This window comes from Vibrio sp. CB1-5 (assembly GCF_059412285.1).
Map to the genome: position 1 here is coordinate 1 of NZ_JBJHPB010000042.1, position 25,384 is coordinate 25,384.

The 25,384-nt window shown below is 47.0% G+C and carries 23 protein-coding genes and 1 riboswitch; of the genes, 13 read left to right on the top strand and 10 right to left on the bottom strand.

Annotation, left to right across the window (positions count from 1 at the left end):
* Nucleotides 1-427: 427 nt before the first annotated feature.
* From crcB to thiH, 7 genes are all read left to right on the top strand, one after another.
* Nucleotides 428-811, top strand: coding sequence for a fluoride efflux transporter CrcB (gene crcB / locus ACJB0T_RS20610; protein ID WP_112478769.1), 384 nt, complete (start codon nt 428-430; stop codon nt 809-811).
* A 56-nt stretch (nt 812-867) separates the two neighbouring features.
* A riboswitch (TPP riboswitch) is annotated at nt 868-967 on the top strand.
* A gap of 112 nt (nt 968-1,079) precedes the next feature.
* On the top strand, nt 1,080-3,002 hold the full coding sequence (gene thiC, locus ACJB0T_RS20615; RefSeq protein ID WP_479292064.1) for a phosphomethylpyrimidine synthase ThiC: 1,923 nt from the start codon (nt 1,080-1,082) through the stop codon (nt 3,000-3,002).
* 33 nt (nt 3,003-3,035) lie between these two features.
* Nucleotides 3,036-4,271, top strand: coding sequence for a thiamine phosphate synthase (locus ACJB0T_RS20620; protein WP_479292348.1), 1,236 nt, complete (start codon nt 3,036-3,038; stop codon nt 4,269-4,271).
* Complete coding sequence (locus ACJB0T_RS20625; RefSeq protein WP_479292346.1) at nt 4,264-5,031, top strand: HesA/MoeB/ThiF family protein; 768 nt, start codon at nt 4,264-4,266, stop codon at nt 5,029-5,031. Before ACJB0T_RS20620 ends, ACJB0T_RS20625 begins: the two co-directional genes overlap by 8 nt.
* Before the next feature lie 46 nt (nt 5,032-5,077).
* Nucleotides 5,078-5,281, top strand: a complete 204-nt coding sequence (gene thiS, locus ACJB0T_RS20630; protein WP_479292062.1) for a sulfur carrier protein ThiS — start codon at nt 5,078-5,080, stop codon at nt 5,279-5,281.
* A gap of 3 nt (nt 5,282-5,284) precedes the next feature.
* Complete coding sequence (locus tag ACJB0T_RS20635; protein WP_479292060.1) at nt 5,285-6,052, top strand: thiazole synthase; 768 nt, start codon at nt 5,285-5,287, stop codon at nt 6,050-6,052.
* A 9-nt stretch (nt 6,053-6,061) separates the two neighbouring features.
* Nucleotides 6,062-7,174: a 2-iminoacetate synthase ThiH gene (thiH, locus tag ACJB0T_RS20640; RefSeq protein ID WP_479292057.1), complete on the top strand. Its 1,113-nt coding sequence runs from the start codon at nt 6,062-6,064 to the stop codon at nt 7,172-7,174.
* A gap of 79 nt (nt 7,175-7,253) precedes the next feature.
* Here the strand turns inward: thiH and ACJB0T_RS20645 are convergent, their stop codons facing one another.
* Both ACJB0T_RS20645 and ACJB0T_RS20650 read right to left on the bottom strand, forming a co-directional pair.
* A complete protein-coding gene (locus ACJB0T_RS20645; RefSeq protein WP_479292055.1) occupies nt 7,254-9,041 on the bottom strand; it encodes an aminopeptidase P family protein in 1,788 nt (595 codons plus the stop codon).
* A 121-nt stretch (nt 9,042-9,162) separates the two neighbouring features.
* Nucleotides 9,163-10,104 carry a LysR family transcriptional regulator gene (locus tag ACJB0T_RS20650; protein WP_479292054.1) on the bottom strand — a complete coding sequence of 314 codons (942 nt, stop codon included), beginning with the start codon at nt 10,102-10,104 and terminating at the stop codon, nt 9,163-9,165.
* Nucleotides 10,105-10,221: 117 nt separating this feature from the next.
* On the opposite strand from ACJB0T_RS20650, the gene ACJB0T_RS20655 reads away from it, so the two are divergent.
* On the top strand, nt 10,222-11,409 hold the full coding sequence (locus ACJB0T_RS20655) for a multidrug effflux MFS transporter (protein WP_479292052.1): 1,188 nt from the start codon (nt 10,222-10,224) through the stop codon (nt 11,407-11,409).
* A gap of 91 nt (nt 11,410-11,500) precedes the next feature.
* The gene (gene tsrA, locus ACJB0T_RS20660) at nt 11,501-11,785 is read left to right on the top strand and encodes an H-NS-like global regulator TsrA (protein ID WP_479292050.1); all 285 of its coding nucleotides are present in this window, start codon (nt 11,501-11,503) and stop codon (nt 11,783-11,785) included.
* 90 nt (nt 11,786-11,875) lie between these two features.
* Here tsrA and ACJB0T_RS20665 read toward each other — a convergent pair whose 3' ends face one another.
* The 4 genes from ACJB0T_RS20665 to ACJB0T_RS20680 form a co-directional block, all read right to left on the bottom strand.
* The gene (locus ACJB0T_RS20665) at nt 11,876-12,328 is read right to left on the bottom strand and encodes a DoxX family protein (RefSeq protein ID WP_479292048.1); all 453 of its coding nucleotides are present in this window, start codon (nt 12,326-12,328) and stop codon (nt 11,876-11,878) included.
* 1 nt (nt 12,329) lies between these two features.
* Nucleotides 12,330-13,103 carry an HvfC/BufC N-terminal domain-containing protein gene (locus tag ACJB0T_RS20670; protein ID WP_479292046.1) on the bottom strand — a complete coding sequence of 258 codons (774 nt, stop codon included), beginning with the start codon at nt 13,101-13,103 and terminating at the stop codon, nt 12,330-12,332.
* 2 nt (nt 13,104-13,105) lie between these two features.
* Nucleotides 13,106-13,963, bottom strand: a complete 858-nt coding sequence (gene bufB / locus ACJB0T_RS20675) for an MNIO family bufferin maturase (protein WP_479292044.1) — start codon at nt 13,961-13,963, stop codon at nt 13,106-13,108.
* A 174-nt stretch (nt 13,964-14,137) separates the two neighbouring features.
* Nucleotides 14,138-14,398 carry a BufA1 family periplasmic bufferin-type metallophore gene (locus tag ACJB0T_RS20680; protein WP_112463168.1) on the bottom strand — a complete coding sequence of 87 codons (261 nt, stop codon included), beginning with the start codon at nt 14,396-14,398 and terminating at the stop codon, nt 14,138-14,140.
* 259 nt (nt 14,399-14,657) lie between these two features.
* Between ACJB0T_RS20680 and uvrD the strand changes: the two genes are divergently transcribed.
* On the top strand, nt 14,658-16,832 hold the full coding sequence (uvrD, locus tag ACJB0T_RS20685; RefSeq protein WP_479292344.1) for a DNA helicase II: 2,175 nt from the start codon (nt 14,658-14,660) through the stop codon (nt 16,830-16,832).
* A gap of 732 nt (nt 16,833-17,564) precedes the next feature.
* On the opposite strand, the gene ACJB0T_RS20690 is transcribed toward uvrD, so the two are convergent.
* Nucleotides 17,565-18,221: a LysE family translocator gene (locus tag ACJB0T_RS20690; RefSeq protein WP_479292042.1), complete on the bottom strand. Its 657-nt coding sequence runs from the start codon at nt 18,219-18,221 to the stop codon at nt 17,565-17,567.
* Nucleotides 18,222-18,238: 17 nt separating this feature from the next.
* A complete protein-coding gene (gene rarD, locus ACJB0T_RS20695) occupies nt 18,239-19,156 on the bottom strand; it encodes an EamA family transporter RarD (RefSeq protein ID WP_479292040.1) in 918 nt (305 codons plus the stop codon).
* Nucleotides 19,157-19,362: 206 nt separating this feature from the next.
* Between rarD and recQ the strand changes: the two genes are divergently transcribed.
* The 3 genes from recQ to ACJB0T_RS20710 all read left to right on the top strand — a co-directional run bounded on the left by recQ (nt 19,363) and on the right by ACJB0T_RS20710 (nt 22,375).
* The gene (gene recQ / locus ACJB0T_RS20700; protein WP_479292038.1) at nt 19,363-21,198 is read left to right on the top strand and encodes an ATP-dependent DNA helicase RecQ; all 1,836 of its coding nucleotides are present in this window, start codon (nt 19,363-19,365) and stop codon (nt 21,196-21,198) included.
* Complete coding sequence (locus ACJB0T_RS20705) at nt 21,191-21,493, top strand: DUF3630 family protein (protein ID WP_479292036.1); 303 nt, start codon at nt 21,191-21,193, stop codon at nt 21,491-21,493. Before recQ ends, ACJB0T_RS20705 begins: the two co-directional genes overlap by 8 nt.
* A gap of 210 nt (nt 21,494-21,703) precedes the next feature.
* Nucleotides 21,704-22,375, top strand: a complete 672-nt coding sequence (locus tag ACJB0T_RS20710; protein ID WP_479292034.1) for a 7-cyano-7-deazaguanine/7-aminomethyl-7-deazaguanine transporter — start codon at nt 21,704-21,706, stop codon at nt 22,373-22,375.
* A gap of 89 nt (nt 22,376-22,464) precedes the next feature.
* On the opposite strand, the gene gppA is transcribed toward ACJB0T_RS20710, so the two are convergent.
* Together gppA and rhlB are read right to left on the bottom strand one after the other, a co-directional pair.
* The gene (gppA, locus tag ACJB0T_RS20715) at nt 22,465-23,961 is read right to left on the bottom strand and encodes a guanosine-5'-triphosphate,3'-diphosphate diphosphatase (RefSeq protein WP_479292032.1); all 1,497 of its coding nucleotides are present in this window, start codon (nt 23,959-23,961) and stop codon (nt 22,465-22,467) included.
* A 52-nt stretch (nt 23,962-24,013) separates the two neighbouring features.
* Nucleotides 24,014-25,306, bottom strand: a complete 1,293-nt coding sequence (rhlB, locus tag ACJB0T_RS20720) for an ATP-dependent RNA helicase RhlB (RefSeq protein WP_479292030.1) — start codon at nt 25,304-25,306, stop codon at nt 24,014-24,016.
* Nucleotides 25,307-25,384: the final 78 nt, after the last annotated feature.

Sequence of the window (25,384 nt, forward strand, 5' to 3'; positions counted from 1 at the left end):
GGCCTGTCACGCCGGGGGTCGCGGGTTCGAGTCCCGTCCACTCCGCCACTTATTAGAGAACCCGATGCGAAAGCGTCGGGTTTTTTATTATCTAAAATTTGATTGCTTCCTTTTCAAGGAAGTCGAGTCTCGGTTGATGGCAACCCCCGCCACTCCGCCGCTTTTTGCTATCTGCAATATATTTCTTCTCAGTCTAACTTTTTCTATTAGTCACCTTAGGTTTTTTAGCTCCAATCTTCTTTTCGTTTAATTTCGCTAACCAACTGTTTATTACAGCCTCAAAAAGTGACACATGTAACTTTTTAAATTTACCCGTTAACTAGCTAGATTATCCGTTGGATTTTATGGTTAAAAATATGATGTTGGCTCGAATTTATTCGTTGTTGGTATATTATTACCTTTTCTATTCATTATTTGGGTTTCAGTGATGGGGCAGTTTTCAGTTTTAGGTTTTATTGCATTGGGCGGTGCTGTCGGGGCTTGTTCCCGGTATTTGATATCAGAGCTTTGTGTAGCACTTTTCGGTCGTGGTTTTCCGTACGGAACGTTAACCGTCAATGTGGTTGGCTCGTTTATTATGGGGCTATTGATAGCAGCATTCGAAGCTGAGATTTTTGCACCTGATCCATGGCGTCAAATTATCGGCCTCGGCTTTCTAGGTGCACTTACGACATTCTCTACGTTTTCTATGGATAACGTGCTCTTGATGCAGCAGGGGGCGTTTTTGAAGATGGGACTGAATATATTACTCAATGTTGTTTTGAGCATCTCTGCGTGTTGGATCGGTTTTCAGATGCTGACCAAAAGTTAAACGAAAAACGTCTATGTCCTATTGATGTATTAAAACTAATTCCTTTATAATCGAGTCAATACTTGTCGGAGTGCCCATAGGGCTGAGACCGTTAATTCGGGATCCGTTGAACCTGATCTGGTTAGTACCAGCGAAGGGAACAAGAGAATAGAACTAGCATCATATTCTATTTATCAAATAGCGCACGCTATTGTGGTTGATACCTCTTGTATTCACACATCCGTCAAGCATTTATCTTTTATAACTATATGATATATAAGGAAATGCTATGTCGACACGCAAGCAAAATAGGCTGGAAGCGAAAAACTTCATCGATACTTTATCGGTGACGCCTTACCCAAACTCTCAAAAGACGTATATTCAAGGTAGCCGAAGCGATCTGCAAGTACCAATGCGTACTATCTCTCTTGCAGACAGTTTAATCGGTGGCAACCAAGACAACCCAATCTACGAGCCAAATGAGCCCATCAACGTGTATGACACGTCAGGTGTCTATACCGATCCAGAGCATTCTATCGATCTGTATTCAGGTTTACCTAAGCTAAGAGAAGCCTGGATTGATGAACGCGCCGATACCGAAGTCTTGTCAGGCGTCAGTTCTGAATTTGCTAAACAACGACGCGAAGATGATACACTTGATGAGCTTAGATACGGGCAACTTCCTCGAATAAGACGTGGTATTGAAGGCGTTTGCGTCACCCAGCTTCATTACGCACGCCAGGGCATTATCACCCCTGAGATGGAATACATCGCGATTCGAGAAAACATGGGGCGACAAAAGCTCAAAGACGAAGTGCTCACTCAGCAGCATCCTGGTCAGCACTTCGGTGCGAACTTACCTAAAGAAATCACACCTGAATTCGTACGTAAAGAAGTCGCTGAGGGCAGGGCAATCATCCCTTCAAATATCAATCACCCAGAATCTGAACCGATGATTATTGGCCGCAACTTCCTCGTTAAGGTCAATGCCAACATAGGCAACTCATCAGTCACCTCTTCAATAGAAGAGGAAGTAGAGAAGCTCGTCTGGGGTACTCGATGGGGAGCCGATACAGTTATGGATCTGTCGACTGGACGAAACATTCACGAAACACGTGAGTGGATCCTGCGTAATAGCCCGGTGCCGATCGGCACAGTACCTATGTATCAAGCACTAGAGAAAGTTAATGGTGTTGCCGAAAACCTGACTTGGGAAGTGATGCGAGATACATTAATCGAGCAAGCAGAGCAAGGTGTAGACTACTTTACTATTCATGCTGGCTTACTGCTTCATCATATCCCACTTACCGCCAAGCGCGTCACGGGTATCGTTAGCCGTGGTGGTTCTATCATCGCTAAGTGGTGTTTGGCACACCATGAAGAAAGCTTCCTATACACAAACTTTAGAGAGATCTGTGAAATCTGTGCACGTTATGACGTGGCTTTGTCGCTAGGAGATGGATTGCGTCCAGGCTCTATTGCCGATGCCAATGATGAAGCTCAGTTTGCTGAGCTTAGAACTCTAGGCAAGTTAACCAAAATTGCCTGGGAATACGATGTTCAAGTCATCATTGAAGGTCCAGGTCACGTACCGATGCACATGATAAAAGAGAACATGGAAGAGCAGCTTGAGCATTGCCATGAGGCACCGTTCTACACGCTTGGGCCACTGACTACTGATATTGCACCGGGCTATGACCACATTACCTCTGGTATCGGTGCTGCAATGATCGGTTGGTACGGCTGTGCGATGCTGTGTTATGTGACGCCTAAAGAACACCTTGGCCTACCAAATAAAGAAGACGTTAAGACTGGGCTTATCACTTACAAACTCGCTGCTCATGCAGCGGACTTGGCGAAGGGGCATCCTGGCGCTCAAATTCGTGATAATGCACTTTCAAAGGCTCGCTTTGAATTCCGCTGGGAAGACCAGTTTAACCTCTCTCTTGACCCTGATACTGCGCGCCAATTCCACGATGAAACACTCCCGCAAGAGTCTGGCAAGGTTGCTCATTTCTGCTCAATGTGCGGTCCAAAATTCTGTTCGATGAAGATCTCACAAGAGGTACGAGAGTACGCTAAAGACATACAACAAGGCGACAGCATCGCCATCACAATGCTTGATGACCCTTTAGAAGGGATGCGTCAAAAGTCTGAAGAGTTCAGAGCAACGGGTGCCGAATTGTATCATCCAGCTGTTACTGAAGAATAACTACCGTAATCCAAGGAGCTTCCGTTGAAACTCATGTTGCCCATTGGTGCAGACGCTTTGAATCGTCATATTCATCGTGTTCTCGGCCTAGCAAAACAAGTCGGCTTCTCAACCGAAAACATCGCAATCTCATCTTCTGAAGAAGGAGAGGCAGTCGTTATCCAGCACGAAGAAAACACTCGTTATATTTCAAGTGATGTTCTAGGCTCTACTTTCCAGATGGGAGATAGCGCGTTAGACAGTGATATTCGTGTAAGGTATTTGCATGATATGGATGAAAGCAAGCTTTCGTCCTCACTTGTGACAGCCACACAAGGTGATGTCTACATAACAGTAGCAAGTAGATCTCGATGGCTCGATGTCTGGTCTTGCAGAGGCAATGTTATAAAGGCTTCTGCGGCAGCTTCTTTGATTACAGACCACACTGAGCATTTAGCTTGGCTCGTGGTGAGTATTGCTCTCGATTTTCCTCTCGAAGATGCAGTTATGGTGGCTAGAGCTGGATGTGTTTCACGTGAAACATGGCCAAGTCACTTGAGCCAATTCCCCGTTCCAGTCATAGAAAATGCGGATCTAGGTATCCGTGTTGGCTGGGCAGTCGAGGCATCGGCTCTACCATTTCCTACAGTAAGCAAATTGAAGCTTGGGCTCTACCCTGTGGTCGATAATGTAGATTGGGTAGCTCAACTACTAGAGCTTGGCATTAAAACGGTGCAGCTTCGAATCAAGCAGCCCGACCTGCCAGATCTGGAACAGCAAATTGAAAAAGCAATCGAGCTTGGCCGAAGACATGATGCCCAAGTATTCATCAATGACTATTGGCAGCTAGCGGTTAAGCATGGTGCCTACGGTGTGCACTTAGGGCAAGAAGATATTGAAGTAGCAAACCTCAAGCAATTAGCTGAACAAGGAATTGCACTCGGGTTATCTACCCATGGCTATTACGAGTTGCTGCGCATTGTACAAATCCACCCTAGCTACATTGCTCTCGGCCATATTTTCCCAACTACCACTAAAGACATGCCGTCAAAGCCACAAGGCTTAATACGACTGGAACTCTATCAGCGACTGATTGATTCAATACCTTACGGGGATGAGTTGGGGTACCCAACAGTAGCTATTGGTGGTATCGATTTGAAGACAGCAGCGCCTGTATGGAGCTGTGGCGTAACAAGTTTGGCAGTGGTACGAGCCATCACACTGGCTGACGATGTACCTGCAGTTATTCAACAATTTGGCTCAATCATGGATGGGCGTCTTGATGGTTAGTGATGGCCAATTTAAGCAGTATCTGCGCCAAATCAGTCTTCCGAACATGGGTGAAGAAGGGCAGAGTAAACTGTTCAATGCCAATGTGCTTATTGTTGGTTGTGGGGGGCTTGGGACCGCAGCGAGCATGTATTTGGCTGGTGCCGGTGTAGGCTGTATCGCTATTGCTGACGATGATGTAGTAGAAATGTCGAACTTACCTCGACAGGTAACTTATCACACAAAAGATATTGGAATCGCTAAAGTTGAATGTTTGAAGGCCAGTATTCAACAACAGAATCCTGATGTCAGAGTGCGAGGTATTAACAAAAAGCTTGATGGCAATCAGTTACTACTGGAGATCACGCTAGCTGATGTTGTGGTCGATTGTTCCGATAACCTAGAAACTCGGCATGCAATCAATGCCTACTGTAAGCAAAGCAACACCGACCTGGTAAGCGCGGCAGCAATCGGCTGGAACGGGCAACTCAGTGTTTTTCCGTTCTCATCATCTCTCGAGATTGCTTGTTATCGCTGCTTGTATCCCTTTGATGAAATCAAAGGCAGCAGCCGATGTTCAGAGTCTTCAGTCATGGGACCAGTGGTTGGCATGATGGGGCTTTACCAAGCTTTAGAAACGATTAAGTTACTTGCAGGTGTACACCCTCAGGTTGCCCAGCAAAAGTCACCGACATTGAAGCTATTCGATGGACTAAATGGCCAATGGCAAACACTACAGATTGCTCGTGAGCAAGCTTGTACGGTTTGCTCGGTCGACTAAGTACACCTTAGTGTAGTCAAAGAATTTGTACGCGAGAAACAAGAAAATGATTCAAGTAACAGTTAATAACACACTACAGAATGTGGAACCAGACAGTTTCCTCCAGCAGCTTATTAAAGGTCTCAATATCGATACTCATGGCTGTGCCATTGCGGTTAATGACCAAGTCGTGCCACGAACTGAATGGTCGACGTTTGTCGTCAAAAACAACATGTCCATTAACATCTTCCAAGCGATTGCAGGGGGCTAATTCATGCTAACAATTGCCGATAAAATTTTTGAATCACGTCTGTTTACTGGAACCGGAAAGTTCTCGGATCAGTCTCTTATGGTTCAGGCTATTGCAGAAAGTGGTTCGCAGCTTGCGACAATGGCGCTCAAGCGCGTAGACCTACAAGGTCAAGATGACAACATCTTGCGACCATTAATTGAGAATAAGATTAGTCTGTTGCCTAACACTTCTGGCGCTAAGAACGCCAAAGACGCCATTTTTGCTGCACATATTGCTAGAGAAGCATTGGGTACCAATTGGCTGAAGTTAGAGATACACCCAGATCCAAAGTACTTACTACCAGACCCGATCGAGACGCTTAAAGCGGCTGAAAAGTTAGTTAAGGATGGGTTCGTTGTACTGCCTTATTGTCACAGTGATCCAACGCTTTGTAAGCACCTTGAGGAAGTAGGGTGTGCAGCTGTCATGCCGCTTGGTGCTCCAATAGGAAGTAATAAAGGCATCGTCAGTAAAGACTTTTTAGAAATCATAATCGAACAAGCTAACGTTCCGGTTGTGGTTGATGCTGGTATCGGTGCACCATCACATGCAGCGCTTGCGATGGAAATGGGCGCGGATGCTGTCTTGGTCAATACCGCTATCGCTGCTGCCGCTGATCCGGTTGCTATGGCAAAAGCGTTCAAGCTGGCAGTAGAGTCGGGAAGGCTGGCATATGAAAGCGGCTTGGCGGGTACAATAAATCATGCCGTAGCCTCGAGTCCGCTAACAGCATTTCTCGATTCAGAGTAGGAGAACATCATGAGCTTTGTTCAGGAGCACGCTAAGTATAACTGGGATGATATTCGTCTTTCCATTTATGCGAAATCGGCGCGAGATGTAGAGCGAGCACTGTCTAAAACGCGGCTCGACTTAGAAGACTTTAAGGCACTAATCAGTCCTGCCGCAGAACCCTACTTAGAACAAATGGCTCAGCGTTCATTTGCATTAACTCGCAAGCGATTTGGGCATACCATGTCCATGTATATACCTTTGTACCTTTCTAACTTGTGTGCCAATGCTTGTACCTATTGCGGCTTTTCAATGGAAAACCGTATAAAACGTAAGACGCTCAGTACTGAAGAAATCGGGCGCGAGTGCGACGTGATTAAACAGATGGGTTTCGACAATATTCTCTTGGTCACAGGTGAGCACGAGAACAAAGTGGGTATGAAGTACTTCCAAAAGGTGTTGCCGGAAATTAAAAAGCACTTTAGCTATTTGGCTATGGAAGTCCAGCCATTGGAGACCCAAGAGTATGCGTCCCTAAAGCAGCATGGTCTTGATGCTGTGATGGTTTATCAAGAAACGTATCATCGCTCGACATACGCACAACACCACCTGCGCGGTAACAAAATGGATTTCGACTATCGACTTGAAACCCCAGATAGGCTGGCACAAGCTGGAATCGATAAGGTCGGCATTGGTTCTCTGATTGGTTTGGAAGAGTGGCGCACAGATTGTTTCTTTGTCGCCGCGCATCTTCGATATTTAGAGAGCCGATATTGGAAGACACGCTATTCGATTTCTTTTCCACGACTTCGACCTTGCGAGGGCGCATTACAACCGAAATCGGTGATGACAGATAAGCAGCTAGTGCAGCTTATCTGTGCCTACCGCTTGTTCAACAATGAAGTTGAACTTTCTCTTTCGACTCGTGAGTCGGCGACCTTCCGTGATCATGTTTACCCACTAGGTATCACGAGTATTAGTGCTGCATCAAAAACTCAGCCAGGTGGCTATGCGGATGACAAAGAAGAGTTGGAACAGTTTGCAATCAGTGATGAGCGCAGTGCAGCTTTAGTTGCAGAGTCAGTAAAACGGGTAGGTATGGAGCCAGTTTGGAAAGACTGGCATCAGTCCTACTCAGGCTAGATTTCTAATCATGTTTCACGTGAAACAAAAAAAAGGCGCTGGAGTTCCAGCGCCTTTCTATTTCTAGGAGACTAACAAGTTAGAGCGGTTGGCAAGCTGTTTCCAGCCAAGCTAGTGCATCACCAGTAACGAGAGGAGAAACGTCATTCCAAACTTTTTGGTGATAGTCGTTCAACCAATCGGTTTCGTTTTCCGTTAGCATATCAGCAACGATGTTGCGCTTGTCGATAGGGCATCGAGTAAGTGACTCGAAACCAAACATCGAACTATCGCCAGCTGTTGCTTTCTCAACGACCAACTCTAGGTTCTCGATACGAATACCGAATTCATCTGCGCGATAGTAACCGGGTTCGTTTGATAGCACCATACCAGGAACGAGTGGTGTATTGTTCACGGCTTTTGCGATGCGCTGCGGTCCTTCGTGAACACTTAGGAAGTGGCCGACCCCATGGCCTGTGCCATGGTCATAATCAAAACCATTTGCCCACAAATGCTGACGAGCTAGAACGTCCAGTTGGTGACCACATGTCCCTTTCGGGAATAGTGCGGTAGCCAGACCAATGTGACCTTTTAGTACCAACGTAAACTGGCGCTTCATCTCATCTGTTGGGTTACCTATCGCAATGGTTCGCGTGATGTCAGTAGTACCATCTAGATACTGGCCGCCTGAATCAACCAAGTACAAGGTATCTTGAACTAACGCTCCAGGAACCTCTTGGTTCTCATGGTTGTAGTGACACATGGCCGCGTTTCCTGCGGAGGCTGAAATAGTATCGAAACTAAGATCTATCAAAGTTGGGTCAACTCGGCGGAAGGCTTCCAACTTGTCACTTACTACTGCTTCATCAGAAAGGTTGCCTTTAGCGACTTCGTTATCGAGCCAGCTTAAAAAGTTAACCATTGCTGCTCCGTCGCGAACATGGCTGTTACGCATGCCTTCAACTTCAACGCTGTTCTTCGCCGCTTTTGGCATTAAACATGGGTCAGCAAGGTCGAGAAGTTTGGCGCCATTTTGCTCCAATTTTAACTGAAACCAAGCATTACTTGTTGCAGGGTCTAGGGTGACCTTTTTCCCTCTTAACGATTCAAGTTCAGTCTCCAAAGACGATGGAAGGCAGACTTCAACACCTGCACCTACATGGTTGGTAAATGCGTTCATGTCATCGATGCGGGTTGGGTCAATAAAGAACTTAGTTGAGCCGTCTGAGTAAAGGATTGCGTGCGCCAACAATACAGGAAGACGAGAAACATCTAGACCACGGACATTTAAAAGCCAGCAAATTGAATCCAGCTCAGTAATGATAGCGGCATCAGCATTATTGCTAGTTAGGTTTTTTGTTAGCTGGGTACGTTTGTCTAGGCTTGATTGGCCGACCTTGTCTAGTGGCATCAAACGGACATGACTTAACTGAGCAGCAGGGCGATCGCTCCAGAAAAGATCAATTGGGTTGTCGTTAACAGCAATCAGCTCGTAGCGACCTGCTAGTTTCTCTAGTGCATTCTGGTACCAACTACCTCTATGCATGCGAGGGTCAATCCCGATTCGTGCACCGAGCTCAAGTGTTTCAATCGACCAGTCCAGAGGTGGCTGCTCGATAAGATGACAATATTCAAAGCTATTTGCTGGAACTTGTTTACGAACTTGAACCGTGTAGCGACCGTCGACAAAAATAGCGGCTTTTTCTCGCGTGATAACAGCAGCACCTGCAGAGCCGGTAAATTGGGTTAGCCAATGAAGACGCTCATTATGAGCGGGTACGTACTCACCTAAGTACTCATCTTCATGAGCAACAATAAACGCATCGAGATCGTTGTCAGAAAGCCAAGATTGAATCTTTTCAACTCGGCCTGAAATATGTTCCTGCATCTGTAGTTCCTTTGTCATGGCGAAATAGGTCACCTTGCTATTATTTTGGTCTATAAGCTAGCGCTTTTGTGGACGATATACAAACGATTCTGCGAGCCAGTTAGCAGGCTCTGCGTGTCGCCTAGCGTAAGTGAAGCGTTTTTTGTCGAATGATGTCGATAAGCCAATTAAGCGCCGGATCACGATCTCTATCTTTATGCCAAAATAGAGTGTAAGCCATCGGAGGAAACTCGAGTGGCAATGGAAGCACACGCAATCCCATTTGCTCAGCAACAAGATGAACAAAATGCCGCGGAGCGGTAAACACAAAGTCGGTGTAACTGCACAGCGCTGCAGCATTGTTGAAGTCGGGTACAGTGATGGCAACATCGCGCTCTTTACCCATATCAGCGAGCTTGTAATCAAGGAGCCAACGGTCACTGCCATCACACCGCACTTGTACATGACGCATTGATAAATAGGTTTCAAGATCCCAAGGTTTGGCGAGCACAGGGTGGTCGGCTCGTACCAAACACATTTGGTTATCCCGATAGACTTCTAATTCTTGGATGTCTTCTGGTGGTAGTAGCGTTCTCTGAGCATCGCGGATGTCGATGTCTTTACCAGTGATCCCTAAATCCAATTCGCCTTTTTGCATTTGCTCAAACGTGGACTCATTCCATGCATGAGTGCTTATACTCAGGTTAGGCCCCTGACTAAATATCGCAGGGAGAAAGTGCGGCATAATGAGAGGATAAACGCTTTCTACCGCAGCTATGTGAAATCGGTATTCACTTGATGTGGGCGAAAATTCTGGAGGCGCGGTGATGGCCTGCATATGAGCCATCAGCACATCTAACTTGGGTTTAAGTTGCAGTGCTCTAGCTGTCGGAGATAATCCGTGGGCGTGGCGAGTGAAGAGTGGATCGTCAAACAGTTCACGCAGTTTAGAGAGTGATTTACTCACCGCTGATTGTGTTAGGCATAACCGACTCGCAGCGCGCGTAACATTGCACTCTTCAAGTAGCACTGACAGGCACAAGAGTAGGTTGAGGTCGATTCGACTTAGCTTCTCTAGGTTCATCGCATGAAATTCCTCACGGGAATAATGCTAATGAGTATAAACCATTTCTGCTCATATCTTAACGGATATAGAATTGCGTCTTCATTGATTCATTTAATTATTGGTAAGAGGCCCCCCTTGCAAACAACACCTTCTAAAGTTCAACTCGCTGCATTGGTGATGTTGGTATTTTTTAGTCCTTTGGCCATCGATATCTATTTGCCAGCGTTAACGCAGATTTCTTCTACGTTCGACGTAGCTCATACGCGCGCTCAAGATACGATTACATGGTTTTTGTTTGCTATGGGTGTGGGACAGCTGTTCGCGGGACCACTTGCCGATAAACTCGGACGTCGAACGGTTGCCCTTGGCGGCATAGTGATCTATGGGGTGAGTGCTTGCTTGGCGTGGGCAGCTCAATCCATTGAGTGGATGCTAGTCGCAAGACTGCTGCAAGGCTTAGGTGCGTGTGCGACATCTGTGGCAGCCTTTGCAACCGTTCGCGATATGTTTGGACCAGAGCGCAGCGGCAAGATGATCAGTTACCTCAATGGTGCCATCTGCTTTATCCCTGCGTTGGCCCCAATTCTTGGAAGTTACTTGACGCAGCAATTTGGTTGGCGAGCGAACTTTAGTTTTATGGCTGGTTTCGCAATGTTCGTTGGTATTATGGTTGTTCTCAACATGAAAGAGACCAACCCAGAACAATCAAATCAAAAATATTTCGCGCTAACTCGCTATACACATGTACTTAGTACCCCGACGTTTTTGTTCCACGCAACGCTGTGTTTACTGGCTATGGGGGTAATACTCGCGTATGTCACGTCGGCGCCAGTGGTACTGATGGAGAACATGGGTCTGTCGATGAATGCCTTTACGTTTTGGTTTGGCCTTAATGCGGTATTTAACATCGCAGCTTGTCTGCTCGCACCAAAAATGATGGATAAGCTTGGTACCCATAAAACACTGCAGTTTGGTATCGTGACTTTGTTGGTTGCGGGGGCGCTAATGATATGGCGAGCTCAGCTTCAAACACCGGCTTCGTTCATGGTGCCTGTTATATTGTCTTCAGTAGGCTTTGCTTTCATCCTTGGTTCGGCAGCTGGTAAAGCGTTGGCACCATTTGGCGATAAAGCGGGTACCGCCGCTGCTCTATTAGGACTATTCCAAATGAGTGGAGCGGGGCTCTTGGTTGGCTTGATGCAGCGTGCAGGACTCGAAGCGCCGTACATGATTGCCTTGCAGATGTGGTTGGTACTGCCGGCATTGTTTATTCTTAGAAGCAAAGTTGGCAAAGGTTGGCATCAAACAGTAAAAATCGGTTAATTAAAAAACGATTAGGTTTTCCAATTTAAGAAACGGGTGTATATTTAGCTTTATACACCCCGTATTTATTTATAACTGGATAAACGCAGTAATGTCTTTGACTACATACGAAATGGCTCGTGTTCTCGAGCAAATGGAAGAGTCTCCAGAAAAAATCATGTTTGGTAAATTGCTTAATGAATTAGGCAACCAAAGTGAAGAGCGTATTCGCAGCGCTGCAAAGCAAGTTCCAATTCATGTTCTTCGCGACATCGTCTATCAGTTTCAACAAGTGATTGAGTCTCGTAAGGGTGAGCAAGTAGAAATACTAGCCAAAGAATTGGCCGAGCAAGGGATTTCAGCAGAAGAGCTAAAAGCGTTTCTTGCGAGCAAGTAATCGTTAGTTTTAAAAAGCCCCGCATATCTATGCGGGGCTTTTTACTTTCAGTGACCTCAAACTATTGTGCTTTATTAGCAGCACCTTCATTTAGGTGACTTGTGAACGAATTACTTTGTCTGCAGAGAGCGGTCCTGGTCCCCATACAACCACAATGAGTATCATCAATCCCCAAAGCTGGTGGTCATAGAATCCTTTTTCCCAAAGTAGTGGGTAAGAAACGACGGCAATAATATTGAATACAAACAAGATGGCCGCCATAGGGCGAGTTAATAAACCAAGCGCAATGAATACTGGCAAAATTAACTCTGCGGCTGTTCCCATATAGGCGGCTAGCTCCCACGGCAAAATAGGCACTTGGTATTCAAGCTCAAACAGATACAGAGTGCTGTCCCAAGAGCTAATCTTGGTCATTCCCGACTTAAAGAATACCCAAGCTACCCAGAGGCGACAGAATAACAGCAGTAGGGGCACGAAGCCGCTTTGTAGCGTATCAATAAGCTTGTCATAACTAACAAGCCAGTGAGATAAGGTCGTTTTCATATCATGCTCCTTGTGAGGTGTCGTCATGGAGAGTAAATCCAGCTACAACATCCAAAGCGAATAAACTTGGTAGTGCTGTTAGAAGAGCAGGATCAATGAACTTAAGAGGTTGTTGTGAACCGAGGGCATTGAGCAGTTCAAGAACGTTGTCGTCGAGAACGTGAAGCGAGCTCGTCGCTAGCCCTTGTTTAATAATCAACACGTTTTCAGGTTGATTGATTTCAAAACCCTCGAGATTATTACTGTGTATCGCGTTCACTAAGCTGGCGATAGCAAACTGAGACTGCAGCAAGATGTAATTTGGTTTCACATGAAACACCAAGTTGCCATGTTGTGCTTCTGGTATAAGCTGCATGTTAACGATTGGCTCAATGGGTTCTTCAGTCTTATTTAGAGGGCGTTGATTGAGTGAGTCGATAGCCCATTCAAGTCTCATGACATCAACTAAATAGGGCACGGCATTGGTGATGTTATCAAGCTCCGACACAGACTCGGCAAACCCTTTGCCATAGTCGGCGACGTTACCTGTTGCTGGCGGATGATGGATCACATGGTGTTTTGCCATCGACTGAAAACATTCCTCACCAACAAGCTGCAAGGTGATCGGGCAGCAAGCTTCGAGCACCTCACTCAAACTCAACACAAAATTGTTACGGTAAATCTGAATGCGATCATCGGCGCTAAAGTGGTCTGCAATAATGAAATTCTCTATGCCACTATCTTGGCTGCGCAAAGATTGGCTGAAAGTCGACTGCAACTCGTGAAGGCTAATCATAATTAAGCGCTCCTTAGAGTCGTGCCGTGACATGTTACGAGAATGTCGATGGCTTTCTCTGCCTCTTCCAGTAACACCTCGGGAGCGGGAATATCGAGATCCCATTCAATGAGCGTGTGTACGGCTACGCGATGATTGTTCCACTGTCGGTACAACTCCCAAACTTCACGGGAGACTCTCGTGCTGTGGGTATCAATCCAAATCTCGCCTTGCTCAAGTTGTTTGCGTATGAATCCGGCCAAGTGGATCTCATCAACTGTGTCTGGGTCTATCGCACTTAAGTAGCGGTTGGCGTTGTAACCATGGTTGAAGCAGGAAACATGGACGTTGTTTAAATCGAGCAGTAAGCGACAGTCCGTACGACGCTGCACTTCCGCGAGAAACTCCCATTCTGGAATGGTTGAGTGTCGGAAACGCAAATAGCTCGATGGGTTCTCAATTAATAGTGGTCGCTGAATCGCATCTTGAACTTGAAGTACGTTGCGACAAAACAGATGTAATGCCTCTTCGGTATAGGGTAGTGGCAGTAGGTCATTGAAATAGTGGCCGCCATGCTCGCTCCAGCTTAAATGGTCTGATATGGCGAAGGGCTGAATATCGTCAATCAATCGCTTGAGCTGTTTTAGATGATGGGTATTTACCTTTGATGCTGAACCAAGTGATAGACCAATACCGTGACAGCTAATTTCAACTTGCTCTCGAATTGACGTGAGTTGGCGATATTGAGTGCTATGGGGTTGAAAATAGTTTTCGCTGTGGATTTCTAGCCAGCCCACGCTGTGAGCGTTGTGCTCAAAATAGTCGAGGTGGGGTGTGCGTAATCCTACACCGACGAGCTGAAAGGCATGACTTCGATCCATGATGATCTCCCTGATCTGTTGGTTTCTGTGGGTAAACTGTAGAAAACGGAAGGGGCGTATAATCACGCCCCTCTGAATAGTGTTGTAACTTGAAAGTGTATGGATAAACAAAGTGAAGACAAAATGACAATCAAGCTATGCAGGCCGTATTACGGCATCTTACACGCGAGGCAATTATGCTGATTCTGTGCTACCGCCAACCAGTTTGTCACATAGGCCTTTAGGGACGACTACAAACGCATCTTTCTGGTTATCTTCTTTCGCAGTACCTGCACATGAGCTGGTTTTGGTTGCACAGTCATTTTGACCAGCTTTAGACACGCCGTAGCATTTTTCTTTGTCAGCTGCATGTGCTGGTGCTGCGCCAAGTGTTGCACCGCCAAGAGCGATTAGACCGGTAACTGCTGCAGTGATAGCTAGATTCGTAGTTTTCATAATACTTTCCTCGAAACTTGATCCTTGATGTTTATTTTCACAGGTCACTGTTTGCGACTTGCTTAACCAATAGGATAGGAAGGCAAAGGGAAATCTTTCAAAAAGATCAAAAAATATTTACTAAAATGTTAAATATCATCTTATGCGTCTGATATTGATGAATTAATTGTCTTTTAAAAAATCAGAACTTTTTCTGAAATGGTGAGACTGTTTGAGTTATAATCAACGGATATGTATAAATAACCAGTAGCTAAGACTCATCATGGATCCTTCTCTTCTTCTTGACGGTCTCAATGACAAGCAGCGTGAAGCTGTTGCAGCCCCTCTAGAGCACATGCTCGTCCTTGCCGGTGCAGGCAGTGGTAAAACGCGCGTGCTTGTGCATCGTATTGCTTGGCTTATGTCGGTTGAGAATGCCTCTCCGTTTTCCATTATGTCTGTGACCTTTACCAATAAAGCCGCTGCAGAGATGAGAGGGCGTATTGAAGAGCTGATGATGGGCAGCGCTTCTGGCATGTGGAACGGTACTTTTCACGGTATCTGTCATCGAATCTTACGTGCGCATTATCTCGATGCTAAGCTGCCAGAAGATTTCCAAATCATCGATACTGACGATCAGCAAAGGCTATTAAAGCGTCTCATCAAGGCGCAGAACCTGGATGATAAACAGTGGCCAGCACGCCAAGCGGCTTGGTGGATTAATGGTAAGAAAGATGAGGGGTTACGACCTCAGCATATCGATAGTTATCAAGATCCAGTGACCAAGACGTATTTGCAGATCTACACCGCTTACCAAGAGGCGTGTGACCGTGCTGGGCTGGTGGACTTTGCAGAAATCCTACTACGTGCCCATGAGCTGCTGCGTGACAACAAGTTTGTTCGTGAGCACTACCAAGCTCGCTTCAAGCACATTCTGGTGGATGAGTTCCAAGACACCAACAACATTCAGTACGCTTGGCTACGAATGATGACCGGTGCTGACTGTAAGGTGATGATTGTTGGCGACGATGACCAGTCTATCTATGGTTGGCGTGGTGCTAAGGTCGAGAATATCCAGAAGTTCTTAGATGAGTACCTAGGCGCGAAAACCATTCGCCTTGAGCAGAACTACCGTTCAACCAAAACTATCCTAGAAGCGGCCAACGAGCTGATTGCCAACAATACAGAACGTATGGGTAAAGAGCTATGGACGGACGGTAACGAGGGCGAAAAGATTTCAGTTTACTCTGCGTATAACGAGCTGGATGAAGCGCGTTTTGCCGTGGGTAAAATCAAAGAGTGGCAAGATAAAGGTGGCAGTCTGACAGACTGCGCCATGCTATATCGAAACAACGCTCAGTCCCGTGTTTTAGAAGAAGCCTTGATTCAAGCGCAGCTGCCATACCGAATCTACGGTGGTATGCGATTCTTCGAGCGCCAAGAGATCAAAGATGCCTTAGGTTATTTGCGCTTGATGGCTAATCGCAATGATGACGCAGCGTTCGAGCGTATTGTGAATACACCAACTCGTGGGTTGGGGGATAAAACCCTAGATACCATTCGTTTCGCTGCGCGTGATCGTGGGGCAACGCTGTGGGAAGCAAGTATTGCACTGCTGGATGAGAAGGTTCTCGCTGGGCGAGCAGCCGGCGCGTTGTCGCGTTTTATTGAGCTTATCAACGCACTCGAAGACGACACGTTTGAATCGCCGCTTCATGAACAAACTGACCATGTGATTAAGACCTCTGGGCTATTTGCTATGTATGAGCAAGAGAAGGGCGAAAAGTCTAAGGCGCGTATTGAAAACTTGGAAGAGCTCGTCACCGCAACGCGTCAGTTTGAGAAACCTGAAGAAGCGGAAGATATGACGCTACTGACGGCGTTCTTAACTCATGCAGCGTTAGAAGCCGGTGAAGGTCAAGCGGATGAGTTTGATGATGCGGTGCAGCTAATGACACTGCATAGTGCTAAAGGTCTCGAGTTCCCAATGGTATTTATGGTAGGTGTCGAAGAGGGTATGTTCCCTAGCCAGATGTCGGCGGAAGAAGCGGGCAGGTTGGAGGAAGAGCGTCGCCTCTGTTATGTAGGCATGACGCGAGCGATGGAAAAGCTGTTCATCACCTATGCCGAGATGCGTCGCCTGTATGGTCAAGATAAGTATCACAAGCCATCGCGCTTTATTCGTGAGCTGCCAGAAACGTGTCTGCAAGAAGTCCGCATGAAGGCGCAAGTCAGCCGCCCAACGACAGCGGGTCGCTTTAGCCAAACGGAAGTGAAGAATAACTTCAACGAAACCGGATTTAATCTGGGTGAGCGCGTGATGCACCCTAAATTTGGTGAAGGAACCATCATCAACTTTGAAGGAAGTGGCCCGCAAAGCCGCGTACAAGTTGCCTTTAACGGTGAGGGTATTAAATGGTTGGTGACTCAGTACGCCAAGCTGGAAAAGCTGTAAACGACTTGATATGAACGTTTAACGGAAAAGGAGCTTATCGATGAGCTCCTTTTTTGTATCTAGTGTTCTAGGTCGAGCGTTGTTTTGAATGGCTAGATCGCAGACAAAGAAAAACCCCGAGGGCTTGCGCCCATCGGGGTTATAGTCTTACTCGCAGCAATCCGGCTACTAAAAGTGCTCCATGCATCTAATCCATGATAGTGTGCTGTAATCCGTCAGCTTAGTCCTTTCGTCGCCTTCCTAGCGGTGTCCTAATAATCTTATCCTGATCTGCTAACAATCCTCGTTAGCGCACTTCACTTGTTCCCTGAGCGGTGTCCCTGACATCATCCTGATGCTAAGTCCTTGCCTCATCCAGAGGTGTCCATTGTCTTTCCTTAGTAGTAACCATCCTAGTTACTATTGCGTCCATTCAATGTCCAATTTGCTATCCGTGCCGATCATTCATCCTGAATAACCGTATCTTCTTCCTGAAGATGCCCAAATCCCTGAGCGTTTCCTGTTCCGTGTCAGCATCCTTCCGACATGGTTAATATTAAACGAAACTGGCCTCGGAGCAATCCAGTTAAACAGTAATAATCCATTGTCTCAGCAAAGAGAAATCACCTTGTTCTTATACAAAACAATGGCTTACGGCGTTTTAGGGTTGAATGCTTGTAGCACGAAGCGATAAACACCTAAGCCTTTGTGAGAGATCTCGCACACGCTGCGTGTCGAATAGCGCAAAATACCCTAAAGGCCGGAAATCACCTGTGTGAAGATGGTCACACCAATCCCTGAAAACAGCACACCACACAGCCCATCGATGTAGATGGCGGCTGATCCAAGCTTACGCTGCATGCGCTTAGTCGACAGCGCCCAGGCTAAAAATGAGAACCAAGCCAAGGAAAGCGACCATAGAATCACCAGTGCAGCTACTTTACCCGGAATCGACATGGTTGATGGCACCAAGCTAGACATCAAGCTAATAAAGAACACCAAGGCTTTCGGGTTGAGAATATTGGTGGTAAAGCCGCGAGAGAAAGCCTGTCTTCGACTTGAAAGCAGTAGACTTGGGTCATTGGTAAGATCGCTTGGCTGGTGGCGTTGTGCCCATCTTCCCCATACGGAGCGTAAGGCGCCGATACCTAGGTAAAGCAAATAGCTGCCGCCAGCGATTTGCACCAGGGCAAATAGCGTTGGGTGCTGATGAACGACATAACTCACGCCCGTTAGACTGAAAATCGAGTGTAGCAAGATGCCAAATGACAGTCCTAGGGCAATATAAAAGCCAGTCTGGCGTCCAAATCGAGTCGCATTTTGTACCACGAGCGCAAAGTCGGGGCCCGGGCTCATAAGCGCAACAAAGTGCACTGTAGCGAGAGTGACGAGAATAGTGATTTCGTTCATTGATTTCTTTGTCTGTACTATCGAGTTTTAGCTGTTTTCTTCTTATTACTACGGTTGGTCTTTAGTCCATCAAAGCTAAACACCACCAATGCACCCCAGATGAAGGCAAAAGTGAGCGCTTTATCTAAGGTAAAGGCTTCGCCATACACCAGCACGGCCAGCAAGAACATCAAACTCGGACCAATGTATTGGAAAAAGCCAAGGGTCGATAGCTTCAAGCGTGTCGCCGCACCGGTAAAGCACAATAGTGGTAGGGTGGTGACGATACCCGCAGAGATAAGCAGTAGGTTCAGCGCTGTGCTGTTATCCATCATATTTGATGTCGCGGTATCCGCGATAAATAGCACATAAATGGCGGCAGCTGGTAGCATCACCAAGGTTTCAATGAATAGCCCGGTTTGTGCATCTAGACTGACTTTTTTACGCAGCAATCCGTACAGGCCAAAGCTCATTGCTAAGGCGAGGGCAACAATGGGTACTGAGCCAAATGCGATAAGCTGAATCAGAACACCGATAGTGGCAAGGGCGACCGCAAACCATTGGAGCTTTCTCAGTCGTTCACCTAAGAACAGCATGCCGAGTATCACGTTGATAAGCGGGTTGATGTAGTAACCCAAGCTAGCATCGAGCATGTGATTGGCGTTCACCGCCCAGATAAAGATAAGCCAGTTAACACCAACCAATAGCGCGGTAGTGACAAGATAGCCCATCTTCTTTTTTGAGCGCAGTACATCGCGAACGCTGCGCCAGCGTCGACCGAAGTGAAGTAAGACAGTCAGCAACACAAATGACCAGATCACACGGTGGCTGAGAATTTCTAAGGGAGAGACGCTACTTAGTGCCTTAAAGTAGATAGGGGCAATACCCCACATTGTGTAGGCACCGATGGCGAGCAAAACGCCTTGTTTGGCTCTTTGTTGTTCTTCTAGTGACATGCAAATTTTCTCAAGAGCAGGTCTGCGACCATAAAGGGGGGAGGAAAGCGTTTGAGTATAACGTGTTGTGGTGTTTTGGACTATTTAATGCTCGATCTGATGCTACTTTTTCTTCACCCCGCAGAGTAAATTGAGTTTCCTTCAAGTGACAACCCCTCTACAATGTAGCGTTTTCGACCAATCAAAGACTTTCATCAGGATATTGCATGACCGCTGTACTCGCTGCAGAACAATCTGAATCGCAACCCAGTTCGCAGTCGGTCTTAGAGTCCGTTTTCGGCTATCAAGAGTTCCGTCCGGGGCAGCAAGAAGTTATCGACAGTGCCATTGCGGGCAACGATGGTCTCGTCATTATGCCAACTGGTGGCGGTAAATCTCTATGCTATCAGATCCCTGCCTTGGTGAGACCCGGCCTGACCTTGGTTGTCTCTCCACTGATCTCCCTGATGAAAGATCAAGTCGACCAACTCAAGGCTGACGGCGTTGCCGCTGAGTGCATTAACTCGACTCAGTCGAGAGAGGCGTTGATTGATATCTATCGCCGCATGAACAGCGGGCAGATCAAGCTAGTGTATGTGTCGCCAGAGCGTGTGTTGATGCACGATTTCATCGAAAGGCTTGAGCATATTGAACTGTCGATGATTGCTGTGGATGAAGCACACTGTATTTCCCAGTGGGGGCACGATTTTCGTCCTGAGTATGCCGCGCTCGGTCGACTAAAAGAGCAATTTCCCTACGTACCCGTTGTGGCACTGACTGCAACGGCCGACGACGCCACTCGCAAAGACATCATCCATAGGCTCAATCTACAAAACCCTCACGAGTACTTGGGCAGCTTTGACAGACCCAATATTCGTTACACCTTGGTTGAGAAGCATAAGCCTGTCTCACAGATTGTGCGCTTTCTTGGTGAGAACAAGGGCGGTAGCGGAATCATCTACTGTGGTAGCCGTAAGAAAGTGGAAATGCTCACAGAAAAGCTTTGTGGCAATCACATCCGAGCGGCTGGCTATCATGCCGGTATGGATACCGATGAGCGTGCTTATGTTCAAGATGCGTTTCAGCGTGACGACATTCAAGTCGTGGTGGCAACGGTGGCTTTTGGAATGGGTATCAACAAGCCGAACGTGCGCTTTGTTGCTCACTTTGATATCCCGCGCAACATCGAATCTTATTACCAAGAGACTGGCCGAGCAGGACGTGATGGGTTACCCGCAGAAGCGATGATGCTTTACGATCCTGCTGATATGGGTTGGCTGCGCCGTATGGTGGATGAAAAGCCAGAGGGACCACAAAAGCAGGTAGAGAGCCATAAGCTCAACGCCATGAGTGCCTTTGCTGAGGCGCAAACCTGTCGCCGTCAGGTACTGCTTAATTACTTCGGTGAGTACCGTGAGCAGCCTTGTGGCAACTGCGACATCTGCTTGGATCCACCTAAGCACTTTGATGCCACCCAAGAGGCGCAAAAGGCGCTTTCTTGTGTCTATCGCGTCAATCAAAGCTTTGGTATCAGCTACGTGGTGGAAGTGCTGCGTGGTATGTCGAATATCCGTATTCGCGAGCATGGGCATGACAAACTTACCACTTACGGTATTGGTCGAGACCATAGCCACGATTACTGGGTGAGTATCTTTAGGCAACTGGTCCACAAAGGGCTACTGAGTCAGAACATTACTCGTAACTCGACATTGCAACTGACAGAAGAAGCGCGCCCTTTGCTGCGTGGTGATACCACACTAGAGCTTGCCGTACCGAGACTCGATACCGCGGCGCGCAGCGCCAAATCTGATAAGCTGGCATCGAAACACTACGACAAGAAGTTGTTTGCCAAACTACGTAAATTACGTAAGTCGATTGCCGATGAAGATGGCTTGCCACCGTATGTGGTGTTCAGTGACGCTACCTTGATTGATATGGCAGAAATTTTACCGACCTCGTATGGTGAAATGCTTGCCGTGAATGGGGTGGGTGAGCGTAAGCTTGATAAATATGCGGATCCTTTCCTCGACTTAATACAGGAGCACTTGACTGGTCATGGCTGATTTTGGTCTTCGTGAATATATTGAAGAAGAAGGCAAGCTACTTATTGTCACGCCTTCTTTTGATTTTGATAACTTTGATTCACTAGCGATGTTGATGCTCGACCAGCTCGGCGCGACCGTGGTGGAAAAGCAATGGGATGCCGACATTCATTCTTGGTTGGTGGATTTTGAAGGCTGCCGCATGCTTTTAAAAGGTGAACACTACAGTGAATCAATGTGGCTTGAAGCTTTAGATATCTCTGCAAGCAAAGAAGAGTTTGATTTCTTAGCGGGGCTATTTCGTCGCGGTTTTTGACATAACGCATTCAGTCGTTAGCTAGAAAACGTTTGCTCGATTATCCTCTATTGCGCGTTAAATTGATTAATGTATAATCGCCCGCCGCTGAGCCTAGTTAATGAAACCATGAGTTAAATACGCTGGCACAACAAACCATTTTATTAGTCACTCGAGGCTTTGCCTCAACTTGGGTTCCCTCAACCCCAAGCAAAACGAAAAAGGTACAATATGAACCCGTTTTCTCCTGCGCAGCAGCGCAAAGCCCTGACATTTCTTGTTTTATTTCACTTGGTGATCATCGCATCCAGTAATTACTTGGTGCAGCTACCGTTTACTATTTTCGGTTTCCATACCACGTGGGGCGCATTTACTTTCCCATTCATTTTCCTTGCGACCGATCTGACCGTACGTATCTTTGGTGCTGGTTTAGCCCGTAAGATCATCTTCTTGGTCATGCTGCCTGCATTGGCGGTGTCGTATGGATTATCAGTATTGTTCTTTGAAGGGCAGTTCCAAGGCTTTGGGCATTTAGGTGAATTTAACCTGTTTGTTGCACGTATCGCCGCGGCAAGCTTTATGGCTTACCTGCTGGGACAAATTCTAGATGTGCATGTTTTCAACCGTTTGCGCCAAATGAAGCAGTGGTGGGTGGCTCCGACATGTTCAACACTGTTTGGTAACGCGCTGGATACGCTGGCCTTCTTTGCTATCGCATTCTACCAAAGCCCAGATCCGTTTATGGCAGAGCATTGGATGGAGATCGCTTTGGTCGACTACGGTTTTAAGCTGGTGATCAGTCTCGGCCTGTTTGTTCCTATGTACGGCGTGCTGCTTAACTTCTTGGTGAAGAAGCTTACAGCAGTGAACCCAGAGTTAAAGGTGACTGGCGTAAAAGCTTAACGAGTCTCTAGAAGCTAAAAATAAAAAATCCCGAACTGTTTGGTTCGGGATTTTTTCACAGTAATACACTTAAACAGTTTGAGTCAGGATTAGACCGCCTGAATCGTCAGTGGCCAACCGGCATCTGACTGTCGGTTAGACTCGATTTCCAGTTCTGCTGCTGACAAAGGATGGGCTTCTAACCACTGCTTATCAATAGAGAGCGTTAGGCTGTTGCCCTCACACTGCACCGAAAATTGAGGCTGTAAAGCACGCTGACGGCGGTGAGTAATGATCACCGATAAGCGCAGCAGTCGCAGTACGCGCTCGGCACTTTGTGTCGAGAGAGCATGCTGTGATGGCAGTGGTGTAAGTTGGTCTTTGTATCGACGAACCACTTCAGCAAGTAGATGTTTTTGTGCACGAGTGAAACCCGGTAAATCTAAATTCTGAAGTAAGTACGCACTATGCTCACCGGCCTTTTTAAAGTCCAAGGTGAGGCCGATTTCGTGCAGTTTTGATGCGGCTTCGAGCAGTACAGTGGCATGAGGCTCTTCAATCCAGCGTTCATTGCCACAGCTCACCAACAAGCTGGTGGCAGTAGCCGCAACTTGATCGCCGTACTCCACATCGAGCTGACAACGGGTTTGTACGCTGTTGATTGTGCGTGCACGAATGTCATCTTGTTGCAGCTCTTTAACCATGTCATACACCATTCCCTCGCGCAGCGCACCGCCCGCAAGCGTCATGGAGTCGATATTGAGTAGTTCAAAAATGGCAATCAAGATGGATAAACCGCTTGGGAACACCAAAGCGCGCTCTAGCGTTAGACCATCAATGTCGAGCTCTTCAAGGTGATCGGCTTGCATCGCTTGCTTTTGCAGTCGCTTGAGTTTGGCATGAGTGATGACCTCATCCATACCTTGCGCCAGCATGATCTCTTGCAGGGCTTGAACTGTGCCACTAGCACCCACACACACGTCCCAGCCCAATCCCTGATACTGCTCTAGAATTGGGGCGAGCGTCTGTTTGGCGCCTTCGATAGCGCCTTCAAAGTTGGCTTTGTTTAGCTGGCGGTCTTTAAAGAAACGCTCTAGCCAAGTGACACAGCCCATTTTCAGACTGGTCAATGCTTTTGGTTCAAACCCTTCGCCAATAATAAGCTCGGTACTGGCACCGCCAATATCGACCACAAGGCGACGACCTGTACCGCCAGACGTATGAGCCACACCTTTATAGATGGTCGCTGCTTCTTCTTCACCGCTGATCACTTGGATTGGGTAACCCAAGATTTGATTGGCCTTGGTTAGGAATACATCGACATTGGTCGCGGTACGCAGCGTTGCGGTACCGACGATACGGATGTTTTCCTTTGGGATGTCCTGAAGTCGTTCTGCGAAAAGACTAAGACAATCCCAACCACGCTGCATCGCTTCTTGACTGAGAGCCATCTCATCATCAAGGCCTGCGGCCAAACGCACCTTGCGCTTAATCTTGGCCATGGTCTGAATGCTGCCATTGATATGACGCACAACCAACATATGAAAACTGTTGGAGCCAAGATCGATAGCCGCATACAAAGGTGAAGAATTCACTGCGAGACTCATAAAAACTGCTTACTTCCTGTTCAGATTACTGCTTATGTCAGATCTTGGTCTATTAAGACCTTGGTGATCTTGGCCTTCTTTGAGGCTTTCTGTTTGATGGTCGTGAGCCACCTGTATTAGTGCGACGAGGGCCTGAGTTGCGGCTCTTCATAACAAGTGGAGCTGGCAGTTCGGTCAACAGCGCGCTTGAGTCATAGTCAGACACTGGAATTGAGTGTTCGATATACTCTTCAATCGCTGGCAGGTTGATCGCGTACTCTTCACAAGCAAAGCTGATTGAGTGACCACTTGCACCAGCACGGCCTGTACGGCCAATACGGTGAACGTAATCTTCACAGTCGTCAGGTAGATCGTAGTTGAATACGTGCGTTACTTGAGGGATATGTAGACCACGCGCTGCAACATCCGTCGCAACCAGAATGTCCACATCGCCTTTTGTGAATTGCTCAAGGATCTTTTCACGTTTCTTCTGTGGTACATCACCAGTCAAAAGACCTACGCGATGGCCGTCAGCAGCAAGGTGACCCCATACTTTTTCACATTTATGTTTGGTGTTAGCGAAAATAATAGCGCGATCAGGCCATTCTTCCTCTACTAGCGTTTGCAGCAGAGCCATCTTTTCATTGTTTGATGGGTAGAACAGTTCTTCTTGAATGCGGTGACCGGTTTTTTGCTCAGGCTCAACAACCACGTGCTCAGGATTATGCATATGTTCAAACGCAAGCTCTTGTACACGGTATGACAAGGTAGCAGAGAACAGCATGTTGAGACGGTCTTTAGGCTCAGGCATACGACGGAACAAAAAGCGAATGTCTTTAATAAAGCCAAGGTCGAACATGCGATCGGCTTCATCAAGAACGACAGCTTGAATATTGTTAAGGTTAAATACTCGCTTCTTGTAGAAGTCGATAATACGACCGCAGGTACCGATAAGGATATCGACACCGCCTTCAAGCTTCGCTAGCTGTTTATCGTAACTATCGCCACCATAAGCGAGTGCGGTTTTTAAACCCGTACTTTCAATGAGCGGCTTCGCATCATTGTGGATCTGGATAGCAAGTTCGCGCGTTGGAGCCATGATGATCGCGCGCGGTTGTGTCGCTTTGCGGCCTTCATGTTCAGGCGTATTTAACAGATGGTTAAAGGTAGCAGTGAGAAACGCAAGCGTTTTCCCCGTCCCGGTTTGGGCTTGTCCTGCAATATCTTGGCCGGCGAGCAGTACCGGCAGCGCCAAGGCTTGGATCGGGGTACAGTATTCGAACCCTTTTTTTTCCAATCCTTCAATGATTTGGGGGTGCAATTCCAAATCGGCGAACTTTTGCTCTGTGATATGCGTCTTTTTCATCGGTATAGAATATCAGCTTAAGCTTGCAATACGAAGGTAAATACATTCCAATAGGAGATCTAATTGTTGGTGATTATC

Excerpts from the sequence above, each read along its gene's own strand:
- recQ (WP_479292038.1), top strand. The coding sequence starts at position 19,363 with ATGACCGCTGTACTCGCTGCAGAACAATCTGAATCGCAACCCAGTTCG.
- thiH (WP_479292057.1), top strand. The coding sequence starts at position 6,062 with ATGAGCTTTGTTCAGGAGCACGCTAAGTATAACTGGGATGATATTCGT.
- crcB (WP_112478769.1), top strand. The coding sequence starts at position 428 with ATGGGGCAGTTTTCAGTTTTAGGTTTTATTGCATTGGGCGGTGCTGTC.
- ACJB0T_RS20625 (WP_479292346.1), top strand. The coding sequence starts at position 4,264 with ATGGTTAGTGATGGCCAATTTAAGCAGTATCTGCGCCAAATCAGTCTT.
- ACJB0T_RS20665 (WP_479292048.1), bottom strand. The coding sequence starts at position 12,328 with ATGAAAACGACCTTATCTCACTGGCTTGTTAGTTATGACAAGCTTATT.
- ACJB0T_RS20620 (WP_479292348.1), top strand. The coding sequence starts at position 3,036 with ATGTTGCCCATTGGTGCAGACGCTTTGAATCGTCATATTCATCGTGTT.
- ACJB0T_RS20645 (WP_479292055.1), bottom strand. The coding sequence starts at position 9,041 with ATGCAGGAACATATTTCAGGCCGAGTTGAAAAGATTCAATCTTGGCTT.
- ACJB0T_RS20705 (WP_479292036.1), top strand. The coding sequence starts at position 21,191 with ATGGCTGATTTTGGTCTTCGTGAATATATTGAAGAAGAAGGCAAGCTA.
- ACJB0T_RS20635 (WP_479292060.1), top strand. The coding sequence starts at position 5,285 with ATGCTAACAATTGCCGATAAAATTTTTGAATCACGTCTGTTTACTGGA.
- ACJB0T_RS20650 (WP_479292054.1), bottom strand. The coding sequence starts at position 10,104 with ATGAACCTAGAGAAGCTAAGTCGAATCGACCTCAACCTACTCTTGTGC.
- rhlB (WP_479292030.1), bottom strand. The coding sequence starts at position 25,306 with ATGAAAAAGACGCATATCACAGAGCAAAAGTTCGCCGATTTGGAATTG.
- thiS (WP_479292062.1), top strand. The coding sequence starts at position 5,078 with ATGATTCAAGTAACAGTTAATAACACACTACAGAATGTGGAACCAGAC.
- ACJB0T_RS20690 (WP_479292042.1), bottom strand. The coding sequence starts at position 18,221 with ATGAACGAAATCACTATTCTCGTCACTCTCGCTACAGTGCACTTTGTT.
- gppA (WP_479292032.1), bottom strand. The coding sequence starts at position 23,961 with ATGAGTCTCGCAGTGAATTCTTCACCTTTGTATGCGGCTATCGATCTT.
- rarD (WP_479292040.1), bottom strand. The coding sequence starts at position 19,156 with ATGTCACTAGAAGAACAACAAAGAGCCAAACAAGGCGTTTTGCTCGCC.
- ACJB0T_RS20710 (WP_479292034.1), top strand. The coding sequence starts at position 21,704 with ATGAACCCGTTTTCTCCTGCGCAGCAGCGCAAAGCCCTGACATTTCTT.
- thiC (WP_479292064.1), top strand. The coding sequence starts at position 1,080 with ATGTCGACACGCAAGCAAAATAGGCTGGAAGCGAAAAACTTCATCGAT.
- tsrA (WP_479292050.1), top strand. The coding sequence starts at position 11,501 with ATGTCTTTGACTACATACGAAATGGCTCGTGTTCTCGAGCAAATGGAA.
- ACJB0T_RS20670 (WP_479292046.1), bottom strand. The coding sequence starts at position 13,103 with ATGATTAGCCTTCACGAGTTGCAGTCGACTTTCAGCCAATCTTTGCGC.
- bufB (WP_479292044.1), bottom strand. The coding sequence starts at position 13,963 with ATGGATCGAAGTCATGCCTTTCAGCTCGTCGGTGTAGGATTACGCACA.
- ACJB0T_RS20680 (WP_112463168.1), bottom strand. The coding sequence starts at position 14,398 with ATGAAAACTACGAATCTAGCTATCACTGCAGCAGTTACCGGTCTAATC.